The 16,520-nt window shown below is 41.2% G+C and carries 12 protein-coding genes, 1 other RNA gene and 3 pseudogenes; 1 reads left to right on the top strand and 15 read right to left on the bottom strand.

Going from position 1 to position 16,520, the window contains the following annotated elements; genetic code table 11:
- Nucleotides 1-126: 126 nt before the first annotated feature.
- Both B7699_RS00255 and polA read right to left on the bottom strand, forming a co-directional pair.
- Entirely contained in the window at nucleotides 127-564 is a 438-nt protein-coding gene (locus B7699_RS00255; RefSeq protein ID WP_033680979.1) for a CoA-binding protein, read from the bottom strand.
- An 84-nt stretch (nucleotides 565-648) separates the two neighbouring features.
- Complete coding sequence (polA, locus tag B7699_RS00250) at nucleotides 649-3,282, bottom strand: DNA polymerase I (RefSeq protein ID WP_084926809.1); 2,634 nt, start codon at nucleotides 3,280-3,282, stop codon at nucleotides 649-651.
- A gap of 147 nt (nucleotides 3,283-3,429) precedes the next feature.
- Between polA and B7699_RS00245 the strand changes: the two genes are divergently transcribed.
- A complete protein-coding gene (locus B7699_RS00245; protein ID WP_084926808.1) occupies nucleotides 3,430-4,344 on the top strand; it encodes an Rpn family recombination-promoting nuclease/putative transposase in 915 nt (304 codons plus the stop codon).
- A 136-nt stretch (nucleotides 4,345-4,480) separates the two neighbouring features.
- Here B7699_RS00245 and B7699_RS00240 read toward each other — a convergent pair.
- From B7699_RS00240 to tadA, 13 genes and pseudogenes are all read right to left on the bottom strand, one after another.
- Nucleotides 4,481-4,796: pseudogene (locus B7699_RS00240) on the bottom strand (transposase family protein); the annotation flags it as partial.
- Nucleotides 4,797-5,060: 264 nt separating this feature from the next.
- The gene (locus B7699_RS00235) at nucleotides 5,061-8,504 is read right to left on the bottom strand and encodes an SIALI-17 repeat-containing surface protein (RefSeq protein ID WP_084926807.1); all 3,444 of its coding nucleotides are present in this window, start codon (nucleotides 8,502-8,504) and stop codon (nucleotides 5,061-5,063) included.
- A 210-nt stretch (nucleotides 8,505-8,714) separates the two neighbouring features.
- Nucleotides 8,715-9,458 (bottom strand): carboxypeptidase-like regulatory domain-containing protein, encoded by a 744-nt coding sequence (locus B7699_RS09785; protein ID WP_084926806.1) that lies wholly within the window; start codon nucleotides 9,456-9,458, stop codon nucleotides 8,715-8,717.
- Nucleotides 9,413-9,761, bottom strand: a pseudogene (locus B7699_RS09655) (Rpn family recombination-promoting nuclease/putative transposase); the annotation flags it as partial. The pseudogene B7699_RS09655 and the gene B7699_RS09785, both read right to left, overlap by 46 nt.
- Before the next feature lie 14 nt (nucleotides 9,762-9,775).
- Nucleotides 9,776-10,639, bottom strand: a pseudogene (locus B7699_RS00215) (Rpn family recombination-promoting nuclease/putative transposase).
- A 224-nt stretch (nucleotides 10,640-10,863) separates the two neighbouring features.
- Nucleotides 10,864-11,832, bottom strand: coding sequence for a ribose-phosphate diphosphokinase (locus tag B7699_RS00210; RefSeq protein WP_000010168.1), 969 nt, complete (start codon nucleotides 11,830-11,832; stop codon nucleotides 10,864-10,866).
- Between the two features lie 144 nt (nucleotides 11,833-11,976).
- Entirely contained in the window at nucleotides 11,977-12,792 is an 816-nt protein-coding gene (locus tag B7699_RS00205) for a PrsW family intramembrane metalloprotease (protein ID WP_084926804.1), read from the bottom strand.
- 24 nt (nucleotides 12,793-12,816) lie between these two features.
- Nucleotides 12,817-13,314: a beta-class carbonic anhydrase gene (locus tag B7699_RS00200; protein WP_004237611.1), complete on the bottom strand. Its 498-nt coding sequence runs from the start codon at nucleotides 13,312-13,314 to the stop codon at nucleotides 12,817-12,819.
- Between the two features lie 72 nt (nucleotides 13,315-13,386).
- Nucleotides 13,387-14,748: a DNA repair protein RadA gene (radA, locus tag B7699_RS00195; protein WP_077804517.1), complete on the bottom strand. Its 1,362-nt coding sequence runs from the start codon at nucleotides 14,746-14,748 to the stop codon at nucleotides 13,387-13,389.
- 13 nt (nucleotides 14,749-14,761) lie between these two features.
- On the bottom strand, nucleotides 14,762-15,328 hold the full coding sequence (locus B7699_RS00190; protein WP_192851984.1) for a histidine phosphatase family protein: 567 nt from the start codon (nucleotides 15,326-15,328) through the stop codon (nucleotides 14,762-14,764).
- A complete protein-coding gene (locus B7699_RS00185; protein ID WP_084926802.1) occupies nucleotides 15,279-15,722 on the bottom strand; it encodes a dUTP diphosphatase in 444 nt (147 codons plus the stop codon). Before B7699_RS00185 ends, B7699_RS00190 begins: the two co-directional genes overlap by 50 nt.
- Before the next feature lie 56 nt (nucleotides 15,723-15,778).
- An RNA gene (gene ffs, locus B7699_RS00180) (signal recognition particle sRNA small type) lies at nucleotides 15,779-15,876 on the bottom strand.
- Between the two features lie 32 nt (nucleotides 15,877-15,908).
- The gene (gene tadA / locus B7699_RS00175) at nucleotides 15,909-16,376 is read right to left on the bottom strand and encodes a tRNA adenosine(34) deaminase TadA (RefSeq protein WP_049521811.1); all 468 of its coding nucleotides are present in this window, start codon (nucleotides 16,374-16,376) and stop codon (nucleotides 15,909-15,911) included.
- Nucleotides 16,377-16,520 lie beyond the last annotated feature (144 nt).

Genomic DNA, 16,520 nt, shown 5'->3' with positions numbered 1-16,520 from the left:
GAGTTTTTTTGGTATAACCTTCGACGCGCACCCGCATAGCGGGTGGTTGTTTTGTCTCGCACCTAACGGAGCGAGACGGACTAATAGTCACATAACACAAAAGGTAGCCCACCAGCTACCTTTTTCTTATGCTTCCTCAATCAAGCGTGTATGTTCTCTCTTGATACAACGATTCATCACGATATCATCACATCCACCAGCACGCAAGATTTCTTCCGCTTCTAGACTTTCAAGTCCTAGCTGTGCCCAAAAAATCTTGGCATCAGCTTTGAGAAAATCACGCGCCACATCTGGCAGAAACTCACTGCGACGGTAAACATTAACAATATCTACAGGAAAAGGAATCTCAGCTAGGCTAGCATAAACCTTTTCACCCAAGATTTCACCACCTGCTGCCTTGGGATTGACTGGGATAATTTTATAACCCCGAGACTGCATTTCCTTAGTCACTCGATTGCTAGTTGTTTCCTCACGGTCTGACAAACCCACCACAGCAAGGGTTTTACTCGTTGCGAGATACTGACGAATCACACCATCACTTGGATTGATAAATTCTTGACTCATAGAAATCCTCCTTTTTCTTCAGTATAGCACAATTTGAAAAGGCTTGCAGAATTCTACTACAAAAAAGGAGGACTAGCCCCCTTTTTATTTAGCCTCGTACCAGGTTGCCCCTTCATTTTCATCTGCGATAAGAGGAACACTGAGTTGAATGGCTTCTTCCATGGTTTGTTTCACCAATTTTTTCATCTCTGCCAATTCAGATTTAGGAACTTCAAGGACGATTTCATCGTGCACTTGCAGAAGCATCTTAGTCTGATACCCCCCTGCAACCAAGGCTTTATCCAGCTGAATCATGGCAATCTTGAGAATATCTGCTGCGGAACCCTGGATAGGAGAGTTGATGGCAGTCCGCTCCGCAAAACCACGAATGTTAAAGTTACGCGAATTGATATCTGGCAACTCACGACGACGCTTGAAGAGGGTCTCTACATAGCCCTTATCACGCGCCTCACGCACCACTTCATCCATGTAGTTTTTAATACCTGGGAAACGTTCAAAGTAGGTATCAATGTAAGCCTTGGCCTCCTTACGGCTAATGCCCAAATTATTAGACAAACCAAAGTCTGAAATCCCGTAAACCACTCCAAAGTTAACAGCCTTGGCATTGCGACGGTCGTTTGGAGTCACATCCTCAGGACGCTCAATGCCAAAGACCCGCATAGCTGTCGAAGTATGGATATCTGCCCCCTCTTGGAAGGCCTTAATCAAGTGCTCATCCTTAGAAATATGCGCCAGAACGCGCAATTCAATCTGTGAATAGTCCGAACTGAGCAGCACACTATCCTCCCACTCAGGCACAAAAGCCTTACGAATGAGACGACCCTGCTCCAAACGCACAGGGATATTTTGCAAGTTTGGATCCACACTAGACAGACGCCCGGTCTGGGTCAAATCCTGAACATAGCGAGTATGAATCTTGCCATCAGCCAAAATCCAGTCCTGTAAGCCAATCACATAAGTAGATTGAATCTTGGTAATCTGACGGTAATCCAGGATTTTCTTAACAATCGGAGCAATAGGAGCCAGGCGCTCCAAGACATCCACGGCTGTCGAGTATCCAGTCTTGGTTTTCTTAGTGTATTCTAGAGGTAGCCCCAATTTTTCAAAGAGAAGCACGCCCAACTGCTTAGGCGAGTTGATATTAAACTCCTCGCCAGCCAGTTCGTAAATCTCTTGAGTGAGTTTTTCAATGACAAGCTCATTTTCAGCCTGCATCTCAAGCAAGGTCTCTTTCTTGACCGTAATCCCAGCAATTTCCATCTTGGCAAGGACAAAGGCCAGAGGTTGCTCTATATCATAAAGAAGCTCTAATTGCCCATTTTCACTGAGTTTTTCAAGTAAAACAGGCTCTGTTTCGACCAAAACAGCAAGCTTACGCGCCAAATGTTCCAAGAATTTCTCGCGTTCAGGAATGGCCTTCTTGACACCCTTACCATAGAAAGTCTCATCATCAACCAAGTAAGTCTGGCCATAAAGACTAGCGATGGTCGCAATTTCATTGTCCTCCACAGTCGAAAGGAGGTATTTGGCCAAACGACTGTCAAAAGCAGGCGCCTGCATATTCACATCATAACGATTTAAAAGAACCTTAGCCTTCTTAAAGTCATACACTCTCAGAGGTGTTTTTTCTAGAAAATCCTTGAAAATCGGCTCTTGCAAAAGTTCAAGCTTGTCTGTAGCATAAAGCTTATCCCCACAAGACCAGGCAAAACCAATCAAATCATCCGTATGGTAATTCTCACCAAAAAGCTCAAAATGGAAGATAGACTCTTCATTCAGCATATCTTGACTAACTTGGTCAACGATAGTAAAGTCCAAACTCTCAGCCACATCAGTCGAAGATGCATTTAAAGCCTGCTTGAGCTGTTTGAAGCCCATCTCATCATAGAATTTCCCAAGATTTTCAACATCTGGACCACTATAGACCAAATCCTTCAAACCAATCTCAATCGGTGCCTTGGTATCAATGGTCGCCAGTGTTTTAGACAAAAAAGCCTGTTCCTTATCATTGATGAGATTTTCCTTCATCTTAGAAGCCTTCATCCCATCGATATTTTCATAAATTCCCTCAAGCGAACCATGCTCCAGTAAAAGCTTGATACCCGTCTTTTCACCGATTTTGGTCACCCCAGGGATATTATCCGACTTATCACCCATGAGCGCCTTGAGATCGATAAACTGCGTCGGTGTGATGCCCATCTTTTCCATAAGATAGTCTGGCGTAAAGGCCTCAAATTCAGCCACGCCTTTCTTGGAAATCTCAACCACCGTATGCTCATCCGTCAGCTGAATCAAGTCCTTGTCCCCACTGACAATGGTAACATCAAAACCATCCTGCTCAGCTAGTTTATCCAGCGTCCCGATGATATCATCCGCCTCATACTGAGCCAACTCATAGTGGCGAATCCCCATATGATCCAGCAACTCACGAATGAAAGGAAATTGCTCACGAAACTCATCAGGAGTCTTAGCCCGACCACCCTTATAGTCCGCATACATCTCTGTCCGGAAGGTCGTCTTCCCCGCATCAAAAGCCACCAAAATATGACTAGGCTCAATCCTCTCCAACAAATGGCTCAACATCAACTGAAAACCATAAATCGCATTGGTATGCAAACCAGCCGCATTCTTAAAACGGTCCAACTGCTGATAGAGCGCAAAAAACGCCCGAAAAGCAACAGAAGAGCCATCAATCAATAATAATTTTTTCTTATCCATACACCCATTATAAAGGAAAGCACCAAAAAATACCATTGGGAAGAGCTAGAGCAAGTATTTTTCATACTTTTTCCGAATAAATAGATAGAGCCAGATAATCTAGTAAACCTAGATTTAAAAATGTGCTATAATGAAAGGAGAAGAAGTATGACCGTACGTCATCCGGACATTAGCCCGACCAATGACTTGGTTGCTAAGAAAATCTTTAGCAATCCAGAAATTACTTGTCAATTTATTCGCGATATGCTGGACTTACCTGCAAAAAATGTGACGATTTTGGAGGGAAGCAATATTCACGTCTTGCCTTCCCTGCCGTACTCGGCGCAGGATTTCTATACTAGTATAGACGTCTTGGCAGAGTTGGACAATGGCACTCAAGTAATCATTGAAATTCAGGTGCATCATCAGAATTTTTTCATCAATCGTTTATGGGCTTATCTGTGCAGTCAGGTCAATCAAAATCTCGAAAAAATTCGTCAACGTGAAGGTGACACCCACCAGAGTTATAAACACATCGCACCGGTATATGCTATCGCTATTGTGGACAGTAATTACTTCTCAGATGATTTAGCTTTTCATAGCTTTAGTATGCGTGAGGATACGACAGGTGAAGTCTTAACCATCACAACTAATGGACAAGAAAACCATCTGGTTAAGATGGCTTTCTTGGAATTAAAAAAATATAGAGAAACCAGCAAAGACGAGGTTCGCAAACCGTGGTTGGAGTTTTTCGGGAACAAACCCTTTACCCAACAACCCGAGCGAGCCATTAGCCAGGCAGACCAACTGCTAGACTACAAGAGCTGGTCCGAGGAGGACAGGAAAATGTTTAGTGAACAACGCAGACGTGAAGAACAAGCCTTACTCGCTCATGACTATGCCTTGGAAACAGCTAGGGCAGAAGGTCTTGAACAAGGTCTAGAGCGTGGGAAAGTTGAAGGAAGAGTCTTTGCTTTCTTAGATATGGTTCGCCAAGGTCTTCTGACTTCCGAGGTTGCTAGTGAACAATTGGGCATGACTGTCGCTGAGTTTGAAGAACTATTGAAAGACCATTGTAAATAAGATTAAAAAAATACAGAGAAACCAGCAAAGACGAGGTTCGTAAGCCATGGTTGGAGTTTTTCGGGAACAAACCCTTTACCCAGCAACCTGAGCGAGCCATCAGTCAAGCAGACCAACTGCTAGACTACAAGAGCTTCTTTGGGTTTACGACACGAGAAATTTGATGATTTTTCTTTACTAGAGGAGTCTCAGCGACCATCATTTTCAAGCACTGATAGCACTTTTTTAAGTAGAATTCTAGTAGGCATACCAGTCGTTTCAAGGTAAGGAATCTTAGACGGTTTTTGAAAGTCATATTTCTTCATTTGGATTCCACAGTTAGGGCAAAGTGGAGCCTCATAATCCAGTTTAGCAATGATTTCTTTGTGGGAATCCCTATTGATGATATCTATAATTTGGATATTAGGGTCTTTAATGTCTAGTAATTTTGTGATAAAATGTAATTGTTCCATATGAATTTTTCTAATGAGTTGTTTGGTCGCTTTTCATTATAGATCTTATGGGACTTTTTTTCTACAACAAAATAGGCTCCATAATATCCATGGGGATTTACCCACTACAAATATTATAGAGACTAAGTTTATAGAACAACATAAAAGTGAACAAGACTAAAATATCGTTTTATTCACTTTTTTCTTCTTTCAATAGAACTCTCACTATAGTCCATATCACAAAAAGAGAAGGTCATAATCCTTCTCTTTTATATCTTCAACTAATTAGTTTTTGCGTTTCACAAATGGAAGGGCACCAAGGAGTAATCCAAGGAATCCTAATGATGCAACTGCAACATTATCTTTACCACCAGTGTTAGGAAGTTCTTTCTTATCTTCTACTTTCGCAGCTGGAGCTTGATATGTATTATCTTTATTAGTACCTGCTACAGTTGTAGTAACCGCAGGAGTTGCTGGGGTTTCAGCTGTTGGTGTTAGTCTTGAATCTGAATTTGGAGTAGAATAGTGATTAGTTACTTTTTTGTAATAGTTAGTAATAATACCATCTTTTTCTTCAGATTTCACAAAAGTATAACCTGCAATTGATTTACCTTTGAAATGACCTTCTTCAGCATTCAAAATATCAGCGTTAGTAGCAATATCAACATAGCGTGTGACTTTTAAGTCTTCTGTATCATTACTTCCAGATAGAACCTCAGCTTTATTATTAATTAAAGTATTTAAGGCATCTTCTAAATCAGCTAGACGATCTTTTAATCCATCTTTATAATAATCTTCAACACCTTCATTTTCTTCGCTGTCTTTGATTTGCTCTTTTACTTTAGAGATTTCGTCTAAGATTTTTTTGATTTCAGGGTTATTAACACCAAACTCTGGAATTTCATTAACAGCAGCTTCAACAGCGTTAACTCCGCCTTTGAATGCTGGAAGTTCTGGTTGTACAAGTGCATCTCCGTTTGAAGCTTCTGGTTTAGTTGGTTTTGGAGTTTCTCCTTCAGGTTTTGCAGGAGTTGGAGGTGTTGTATCATTCACTCCACCATTGAATTCTGGAAGTTCTGGTTGTACAAGTGCATCTCCGTTTGAAGTTTCAGGTTTAGATGGTTTTGGAGCTTCTCCCTCTGGTTTATTAGGTTCAGTAGGAGGTGTTGTATCATTTACTCCTCCGTTGAATTCAGGATTATTAGGTTGAGTAGGAGCATTATCATCATTTACACCACTATTGAACTCTGGAGTTGCTGGTGTTGTAGGCGCTTCTTCATCGTTTACTCCACCTGTGAATTCAGGTTTTTCTTCAGCTGTAGGAGCGTCAGCAGGATTTACCCCACCATTGAATTCTGGAGCATTAGGAACCGTTGGAACCTCATCCGCTTCCTTAGCAGGCTCAGTAGTTGCTTCATCATCATTTACTCCACCTGCGAAGTCTTTTGGTGCTTCACCTTTAGGAACTTCTTTTAAGTTTTCGATATAACCTAAAGTTGCGTTGTAATCATCAGTTAGTTCATCGATTGCATCTTTGTAAGCTTTCACTACTTCGTTAACTTCGTCGAATTTAGCTTGAGCTTCATCTGCAGCAGTTTTAGCAGAAGCAACAGCAGCTTCTAATCTAGTTACAGCATCTTGTAATCCATCTTGGATAGATTGTTCAGCATTGTTTTTCTTAGCTGTTGCAAGTGCAGTTTTAGCTTTTTCTAAAGTTTCTTTTTGTTTATCTAATGCAGCATTTTTTTCTTCTACAGCTTTAGCTTTTTCAGTAGCATCAGCCTTGTCTTTATCAGCTACTTTAGTTAATTTTTCAATTTTTTCAGCGATATCATCAGCGATATCTTGAAGTTTTTTAACGATTGGTTTAGAAGCTTCTTTGTTGTAAGCAGCGTCTAATTTTTCTTTATCAGCAGTAGGAAGTTCAGCAAGAGGTTTTCCTTCTTGTTTTGTAGCGCCAATTTCGTCTGCTTGTGGATCTTGATTTTTGTTAGCTTCAGCAGTCTCATTTTGACCTTTTAATTCTTTAAGAACATCTCCTGCAGTTAAGTCGCCTTTTTCAACTGCAGCTAAAATATCTTCTTTACCTAATGCTTTTTTGGCTTCTTCTTTATTTGTAATCTTAGCATTAGCATCGATACCTTTTTCTAATTGATCTAAAGCATCTTTAAGAGCAGTTCTAGTTTCAGCTTCTTCTTTTTTAAGTTCTTCAACTTTAGCTTTAGCCTTGTCTGCTTCTTCTTTTGCTTTAGTCAATTCAGCTTCTGCGTCAGCTTTTACTTTATCGGCTTCTTCTTTTTTTGTTTGTGCAGCTTTTACATCAGCAGCTTCTTTTTCTGCTTTAGCTGTAGCTTCATCTGCTTTTGTTTTAGCTTCGTCTGCTTTTTTCTGCAATTCAGCAACTTTAGCATCGGCTTCTGCTTTAGCTTCAGCAGCTTTTTCAGCTTCTGTTTTTTCTGCTGGTTTAGCTGGTTCTTCTTCTACTGGTTTAGCTGGCTCGTTAGCCTCTTTTTCTTTAGCAGCTTTTACTTCATCAAGAGCTTTGTTGTACTCATCAGTAAGTTTGTTTAGCTCATCAGCAACAGCTTTAGTATCCGAAGCAGCTTGATCAAATGCATTTTGTGCAGCATCACGCTCTTTTTTAATCGCCTTAACAGCTTTATCTAATGAAGAAACAATATCAGAATCAGAACCGTTATCTGTAGCTGATTTAAGAGCTTCTTCAGCTTCTTTTAATGTATCTTCTTGTTTTTTAAGAGCTTCAGCTTTTTTATCTTCTTCAGCTTTTAATGCATCAGCATCTTCTTTAAGCGTATCAACTTTTTCACCTAAATCATCAGCTTTATCTTGAGCTTTTTCTGATGCAGGACGAGCAGCATCAGCTTTTTCAGCTTCATCGATTTTAGCTTTTAAATCTTCTGGAAGAGCTGATGTTTTTCCTTCTGTTACTGGAGAAGCTCCAGCATCAGCAGTAGCAGCTTGGTCTTTATTTCTTAATTTTTTCTCTGTTTCTTTATTAGCTTCAGCTTTTTTATCATCATCTGCTAATTCTTTAAGAATATCACCAGCTTTTAAATCACCAGCTTCTACAGCTTTTAATAAATCCTCTTTTGCTTTTTTGTCGAGTAATGCGTTATCATCAGGTAATTGTTTTAAAGCCTCGGTTAATGCTTCTTTAGAATCAGCTTCTTCTTTCTTAGCGTCTTCTTCTTTCTTCGCTTCTTCTTTAGCTTTAGCGTCAGCTTCAGCAGCTTTTGTTTTTGCTGCAGCTAATTCTTCGTCAGCTGCAGTTTTAGCTTTTTCAGCTTCAGTTTTTGCAGCTTCAGCTTCAGTAGCTTCTTTTTTCTCAGTTTCAAGTTTTGTATCAGCTTCTTTAGCTGCAGTAGTAGTTGTATCTACTTTAGCTTGAGCTTCAGTAACTTTTTCTTCAGCTTTTTTAGCTTCATCTTCAGCTTTTTTAATTTCTGGACTTGTAACTTCTGATTTAGAAGTGTCAGTAGCTCCAGTTTCTGCTGGCTGAGTAGCCGCTGGTTGCTCTGTTGTCTCAGAATTTCCAGCAGGGTTAGTTGTGCTATTTGAATTAGTTGCTGATGTATCTGTTTTGCCGGCTGGTTGACTAGCTGTAGGTTGCTCTTCAGCTTTTACAACTGATGGTTGAGATGCCGCAAATGCCGCTCCCAATACAGCCACACTAGCCAAGCTAGTTAAAATCATTTTCTTTTTATCCATTTTTGAAACCCCTTTTTTAGAATCATATTTAGATTTATTATAACGCTTTCTAAAAATATAATCAAGTAATAGGTTACTTTTTTATACAATTATATACTTATGTTAATTTTCAAATACACCTCTCATAATAGAAAAAAGAAAGCCTATTTTATAAACTTTCTTTTTGTTTTCTTTTTATTATTTACATTTTCTATGGTAAATTTTACACTTTTAAACCCACTCACCGTTGGCATTTACTGTGTAACCATTGATTGTAGTGCTGACAGCAAGAGCTCCTGAACTATAAGCATAGTACCATTTGCCATCAATTTGTTTCCAACCAGTAGCTTTTGTTCCTTTTTCATCAAGAACATAGCTCCATTGACCTTTGTCATCTTTAACCCATGGTGATTTAACTTCTTCACCATATGATTGACCTGGTTGTGCTGGATGAATTGTATCGCGGTTGTTTTGAAGTGTTGCTGGGCGAATTGAGAATGTTGCAGGAACATTACCAGCAACTGCTGTAACATGACCATTGTATGAGTCTTCCTCATATCCAGCTGGAACATTCAAACGATACGAAACGGCTGTTCCTGGTTCAACATCTGACAAAGTAGCAACACCATCAGCACCTGTTGTTACTGATGAAGTTTTACCACCAGCGTTGAAGTCAACAGTCGCACCTGCTACTGGTTTACCAGTAGAAAGATCGATAACTGTTACAGCAACTGTACCTTTTGTATGCGTTGGAGTACCATAACCGTTGTCATTAGAACCGCGTGGGTTAGTAACTGGCTTCGCTGGTTTGTATTGGTTAGCTGGAGCAACTACACCATCTTGGTGTGTTGGGTTTCCTGCACTACCATCCCATCCTGACCAGTTACCATATGCATGAACTGGAGCTGCGTTAATAGCTGCTGTTGCAGCTACAACTGCTGACTGGCAACTTCGGAAGTTAAAACATGTTGACATACCATATCTAAAAAGGCAAAAAGTTTCCCTTCCTTCAACTTTCCCACGCTCTAATCCTTTTTCTTCAGCTTGTTCCAAGGCATAGTCCTGTGCTAACAAGGCTTGCTCTTCTCGCATACGTAGTTGACTAAACATTTTCCTGTCCTCCTCGGACCAGCTCTTGTAGTCCAGCAGTTGGTCTGCCTGGCTGATGGATCGCTCTGGCTACTGAGTAAAGGGTTTGTTGCCGAAAAACTCCAACCACGGCTTACGAACCTCATCTTTGCTGGTTTCTCTGTATTTTTTTAATTCCAAGAATGCTATTACTTGTGATGGTCTTATAAGAGTGACTCAAACTCAGCTACTGTCATGCCTAATTGCTGGCTGGCAACCTCAACGGTTAAAAGATGCTGGCGAACGAGATTTACTAATCCTTTTTTCAGTCCTTTTTCTTCAGCTTGTTACAAAGTATAGTCCTGTGCTAACAAGGCTTGTTCTTCGCGTCTGCGTTGTTCACTAAACATTTTCCTGTCCTCCTCGGACCAGCTCTTGTAGTCCAGCAGTTGGTCTGCTTGGCTAATGGCTCGCTCGGGTTCTTGGGTAAAGGGTTTATTCCCAAAAAACTCCAACCACGGCTTGCGAACACTATCCTTGCTGGTCTCTCTGTACTTTTTTAGTTCTAAGAATGCCATCTTTACTAGATGGTTTTCCTGTCCATTGTTTGTAATTGTCAAAACCTCACCCGTCGTATCCTCTCGCATACTAAAACTGTGAAAGGCTAAATCATCCTGAAAGTAGTTGCTGTCCACAATTGCGATAGCATATACTGGTGCGATGTGTTTGTAACTTCGATGAGTATTGCCTTCTTGCTGGCGAATTTTTTCAAGATTTTGATTGACCTGACTGCACAAATAAGCCCACAGGCGATTAATGAAAAAATTTTGATGATGCACCTGAATTTCGATAATAACCTGTGTCCCATTGTCCAACTCTGCCAAGACGTCTATACTGGTATAGAAATCCTGCGCTGAATAAGGCAGGGAAGGCAAGACATGAATATTGCTTCCCTCCAAAATGGTCACATTTTTTGCTGGCAAGTCCAGCATATCGCGTATAAATTGACAAGTGATTTCTGGATTGCTAAAAATCTTCTTAGCAACTAAATCATTGGTTGGGCTGATGCCCGGATGTCTGAGAATCATCCTTTTCCTCCTTTTATTATACCATAGTCTTATACTCAATGAAAATCAAAGAGCAAACTAGGAAACTAGCCGCAGGCTGTACTTGAGTACGGCAAGGCGACGTTGACGTGGTTTGAATTTGATTTTCGAAGAGTATTAAATCTAGTTTTCCTAGATTCACTGTTACTATCTATTTATTCGCAAAAGAGACGAAAAAAACCTGAGAATTATCTCAGGCTTGGTCATTAAATCTTTTTCTCAATACTGAAAAGTGGAGAAAGTGGGCGTTTTTCATGGATACGTACGATAGCATCCCCTAGGAGATGAGCGATTGAAATCTGCTCAATCTTATCAATCAAACGCTCTTCTGGCAGATAGATGGTATCCAAAACAACCAATTTCTTGATAGCTGAGTTTTGGATATTGTCCATAGCAGGACCAGAAAGAACTGGGTGCGTACAGCTTGCATAGACTTCAACAGCACCAGCTTCTGCAAGGGCATCTGCAGCGTGACAAATCGTTCCAGCAGTATCAATCATATCATCAATCAAGATACAAGTCTTGCCTTCGACCTTACCGATGATGTTCATGACTTCACTGGTATTCATCTTATCAACACTGCGACGTTTGTCGATGATAGCGATAGATGTTTTCAAAAACTCAGCCAACTTACGAGCACGAGTCACCCCTCCATGGTCTGGGCTGACAACCACATAGTCAGAACCAACCATGCCACGACGCTCAAAATAATCCGCAATCAGAGGAGCTCCCATCAAATGATCCACAGGAATATCAAAGAATCCTTGAATCTGCGCAGCATGCAAGTCGATGGTCAATAAACGATCCACTCCAGCTACTTCAAGCATATTTGCAACAAGTTTTGAAGTGATTGGCTCACGCGCTCTCGCCTTTCTATCCTGACGTGCATACCCATAGTAAGGCATGACAACATTGACAGATTCTGCACTCGCACGCTTCAAAGCATCCACCATAATCAAAATTTCAAGCAGATTGTCATTTACAGGCGAGCTAGTTGATTGTAGGATAAAGACGTGTTTCCCACGGATTGATTCTTCGATGTTGACCTGAATCTCTCCATCTGAAAATTGGCGAACACTTGATTTCCCCAACTCTATCCCAATCTCCTGCGCCACACGTTTTGCCAATTCTTGATTAGAAGAAAGGGCAAACAGCTTTAAATCAGAAAAAGACATGATTTCCTCCGGTATATATGTATCGCTTGTGCTTTTCACAAGATTTTCCATCTACCATTGTAGCGCTTTTTACACTATTTTTCAATCAAAAATAAAAGAAGGGCACCATATTTGTACCCTTGCATCATTCTTTTAAAAAATATTCTAGTTCATCAACTCATCGTTCTTCTCAACAAAGCGATAAGCCTGATAAAAACCATAGAGAGCAATAGCCGTCACCACTGGAATCGCTAGGGGCAATTCTGTCTCCAATTCAACAAAAGGAGAATTAAACAAGAAATGAGTTCCCAAGGCTAAACCTAGGAAAATAAGCCCCTCTTTCTTGCCAACCTTCTGCCCTTTATAAGCTCTGTAAAGCAAGTAAACACCTACTACAGCCAGACCTGAAAAAGTCCAGTGAGAGGCAATTCCTGAGATGATACGCTCTAAAATTCTCGAAATAGTAAAGTCAAAGCCCTCTGGCAAATCCATACGAATATAGCCAATATCCTCAATCATTTGAAATCCCAAACCAGAAGCAATTCCAAGTAAAAACAAAGATTTTAATTTTCGCACAGGAACCAAAGCTAAAACAAAAACAAGTGGCAATAATTTCAAGGGTTCTTCTACCAAAGGAGCCACAATAGCACTTTCAAAGGCATTTAAAAATGCACTATCTGGGAAAAGAAACTCCAATAAATCATGGATATAAGTATTAGCAAAGCTAGATAACCAGCCTGAAAGGAACATCCCACCCAATAAAGACAAAATCAAGGCCTTCTTTGGCAATTCCCATTTTTTCCCAATACGGAAAAGGAAATAAAGAGCCGGAATCATGTAAAAGAGAGCTAGAAAGATAGAAACTCCCATTAGTCCATATTCTGCACCTGACATCGAACCGTCCGTATAGTAGATGGTTTCATATTGTAAACCAATACATAGCAATAAGATAAAAATAAATAAAATGCTGTTTTTCTTCATACACTTTCTTTCTAAATGAAGTATTTATAATTCTACGACTGTCATACTTCCTGTATCCACATCGTAAATAGCACCAGAGATAATGACATCATCTGGTATTAAGGGAGACTCGATAAGAAGTTGCATATCCTCGCGTACACTCTCCTCTATATCTTGGAAGGGCAAGAAGTCTTGGTCTGACACATCGACACCTAGTTCCTCTTTCAGATACTCCTGAAAAGGACCATTTTCAAAAGTCTGAGCACCACAGTCTGTATGGTGCAATACCACAATCTCTCTTGTCCCCATTTGTTGCTGGGAAATAACTAGCGAACGAATCATGTCCTCAGTCACTCGGCCACCTGCATTCCGCAAGATATGAGCATCCCCAAGTGCCAAGCCCAGAGCTTGCGCAACGTGCAGACGAGAGTCCATACAGGTCACAATAGCCACTCTTGTTTTGGGTTTAAGTGGCAGATTTAACTGCCCATGTAGGGCAACATAAGCCTGATTGGCTTGCATAAACTGTTCAAAATACGACACGATTCCCTCCTCGAAAATTTGATAGTCAAATATTTCTCCTATCTTATCATTTTTAAAAGGATTTGTCACGGATTATGCAAAGACCTTTTTCAAAACTTCCTGAATCGTTGTCACACCAATGACCTGAATTTCCTTGGGTGGAGTGATTCCTGTCAAAGAATTCTTCGGTACATAAATCTTAGTAAAACCCAGTTTAGCAGCTTCATTGATACGTTGCTCGATACGATTCACGCGCCGAATTTCTCCTGTCAAGCCCAGTTCGCCTACAAAACATTCCTGAGGATTGGTTGGCTTGTCCTTGTAGCTCGAAGCAATGGCAACTGCAACAGCTAAGTCAATGGCAGGTTCATCCAATTTGACACCACCAGCAGATTTGAGATAGGCATCCTGATTTTGTAAGAGAAGACCTGCCCGTTTTTCCAAAACAGCCATAATCAAGCTAGCGCGATTGAAGTCAAGACCTGTCGTAGTACGCTTGGCATTTCCAAACATGGTCGGTGTTACCAAGGCCTGCACTTCTGCAAGAATAGGACGCGTCCCTTCCATGGTCACAACGATTGATGAGCCAGTCGCTCCATCCAAACGCTCTTCTAGGAAAACTTGACTCGGATTAAGAACCTCAACCAAGCCACCTGACTGCATCTCAAAAATCCCAATCTCATTAGTGGAGCCAAAACGGTTTTTGACCGCTCTTAAAATACGGAAGGTATGGTGACGCTCCCCTTCAAAGTAAAGCACCGTATCCACCATATGCTCTAGCATACGAGGACCAGCCAAGGTTCCTTCCTTGGTCACATGACCTACGATAAAGATGGCAATGTTATTGGTCTTGGCCAGCTGCATAAGCTCAGCCGTCACCTCACGCACTTGAGAAACAGACCCCTGCACCCCTGAAATCTCAGGAGACATAATAGTCTGAATGGAGTCGATGATGAGGAAGTCTGGCTGGATGCGCTCCACTTCAGCTCGAACACTCTGCATATTAGTCTCTGCATAGAGATAAAACTCGCTATCAATATCTCCCAAGCGCTCTGCTCGCAACTTGATTTGCTGGGCAGACTCCTCCCCACTGACATAGAGAACAGTCCCCACTTGAGACAGCTGGGTTGAGACTTGTAAAAGAAGGGTTGATTTCCCAATTCCAGGATCCCCACCGATAAGAACGAGACTTCCCGGTACCACTCCGCCTCCAAGTACACGGTTGAATTCCTCCATCTCCGTCTTGGTTCGATTGACATTGATAGAAGTCACCTCAGCCAGTTTCATGGGCTTGGTTTTCTCACCTGTCAAGGACACACGCGCATTCTTGACCTCGGCAACCTCAACCTCTTCTACAAAAGAAGACCAAGACCCACAGTTGGGGCAACGTCCCAGATATTTAGGTGAATTATACCCACAATTTTGACATACAAATGTCGCTTTTTTCTTTGCGATGATAAACCTCTTTCTATATCTCTAACTCACACTCAATCACTTGGCAAAAATCAATCTTCTCATTTGGCACAAACTGACGCATGAGCATGTTGTGAGTTACCACTATCACGGTCTGGTAATCTCGATACTTAGCCATGCATTCTAGAAAACGAGACTTCATCTTCGCAGCTGTCTCATATTGAATAGGACTATTAGGAAGTAACTCCCCATTATTTTCTAGAAATATAGCACGAGCTTTTTCAAAATTATCTGTGCCACTTTCATAGACCTGCCATTCATGCAATAATGGTTCCACTCTCAAAGGAAGTCCAGTAACACAAGCCACATAAGAAGCCGTTTCTAAAGCTCTTGTGACTGCAGAAGATACGATTATTTCAGCTGAAGGGAGTAAAGGATTGGTGCTCAATTTCTGGGCTTGCTGCCGTCCCTTATCAGACAAGGGTGCCAAATCTATCCCAAATCCCGTATAAGAACGCTCTTCTAACTCACGATAATCTGGCTCCCCGTGACGCACAAAGATAATCTTCATCCTAGTGCCCTGTCGATCCAAATCCACCAGTTCGCACGCCGTCTGCCGCATCTCCATCTGCAATTAAGAAAGGAGCAAAGACAGCCTGGACAACACGTTCTCCAACTTCAAGAACAACCTCTTGGTCTGTGATATTCTTCATCTGAGCAAAAATATGCCCTTCATTCCCAGGATTGCCATAATAATCCCCATCAATGACCCCAACTGAATTAATTAAAACCAAGCCCTTTTTACGAGGGTTTGAAGAACGATCATAGAGGTAGAGAACCTCAGTCGGCTGCATATAAGCCTTAACCCCTGTCGGAACCAATACAATCTCTCCTGGAGCAATAACTGTACGCACAGCAACCTTTAAGTCGTAACCAGCCGCATGCGCTGTCTCACGCTTGGGCAATAAATTTTTATCTGTAAAAGTCGAAACCAATTCAAAACCACGAATTTTCATCATTTTCTCTTTTCTATTATCATTTATTCTAGATTATTCTATCTTATTTATTCGGAAAAAGCACGAAAAAAAGAGCACACAATTCAAATCGCTTAGGGCTGCTGGATTCCTCCCCTGACCCGCTTCACGCAGAACTGTTGCTCCACTATTTATTATATCACATTCCTATTCATTTTAAAAGCAAAATTATTTTTTCCGTCTATTTCTAAAAAAGTCCTGCATAATAGCTGCGCATTCATCTTCCAAAATTCCCGTTTCAACCTCCACACGATGATTGAGACGCTCATCTGTCAAGATATCGTACAAACTTCCAGCAGCGCCAAATTTCTGGTTTTTAGCCCCATAGACCACGTTTGGAATACGGGCAAGCCCAATCGCCCCACTACACATGACACAAGGCTCAATGGTCACAAAAAGTGTGCAATCCAGCAAACGCCAGCTCTCCTCAGTCAAGTTCGCATTCTCTATTGCCATGATTTCTGCATGCATGACCGCCCGCTGCAATTCCTCACGCGCATTGTGCCCACGACCAATGATTTCGCCATCCTTGACAATCACACAACCAATTGGAATTTCATCGTGTTCAAGAGCAATCTCAGCCTCTCTCAAAGCTTCTCTCATAAAGACTTCTTTTTCTTCAACTGTATAATTCATCAATTTCCCTTTTCCTACTTATCAGTTTTATTATTATATCATGAATCCCAATCATGACCACCCGTCAAACGGGTGGTTTGTCCCAGGGCTATAAGCCCAAATTACCAGCCAGCGCCTAAAGACGCTGGCTTTCACTTTGTTCAA

The sequence above is a fragment of the Streptococcus mitis genome (assembly GCF_002096835.1).
GTDB classification, from domain to species: Bacteria; Bacillota; Bacilli; order Lactobacillales; family Streptococcaceae; genus Streptococcus; species Streptococcus mitis_W.
This window is presented reverse-complemented; position numbering and strand designations above follow the sequence as displayed.

Coding starts and splice junctions, on each gene's coding strand:
- B7699_RS00245 (WP_084926808.1), top strand. CDS start 3,430: ATGACCGTACGTCATCCGGACATTAGCCCGACCAATGACTTGGTTGCT.
- B7699_RS09785 (WP_084926806.1), bottom strand. CDS start 9,458: ATGTCAACATGTTTTAACTTCCGAAGTTGCCAGTCAGCAGTTGTAGCT.
- B7699_RS00255 (WP_033680979.1), bottom strand. CDS start 564: ATGAGTCAAGAATTTATCAATCCAAGTGATGGTGTGATTCGTCAGTAT.
- B7699_RS00190 (WP_192851984.1), bottom strand. CDS start 15,328: ATGCGGCAGACGGCGTGCGAACTGGTGGATTTGGATCGACAGGGCACT.
- tadA (WP_049521811.1), bottom strand. CDS start 16,376: ATGAATTATACAGTTGAAGAAAAAGAAGTCTTTATGAGAGAAGCTTTG.
- polA (WP_084926809.1), bottom strand. CDS start 3,282: ATGGATAAGAAAAAATTATTATTGATTGATGGCTCTTCTGTTGCTTTT.
- B7699_RS00205 (WP_084926804.1), bottom strand. CDS start 12,792: ATGAAGAAAAACAGCATTTTATTTATTTTTATCTTATTGCTATGTATT.
- B7699_RS00210 (WP_000010168.1), bottom strand. CDS start 11,832: ATGTCTTTTTCTGATTTAAAGCTGTTTGCCCTTTCTTCTAATCAAGAA.
- B7699_RS00185 (WP_084926802.1), bottom strand. CDS start 15,722: ATGAAAATTCGTGGTTTTGAATTGGTTTCGACTTTTACAGATAAAAAT.
- B7699_RS00235 (WP_084926807.1), bottom strand. CDS start 8,504: ATGGATAAAAAGAAAATGATTTTAACTAGCTTGGCTAGTGTGGCTGTA.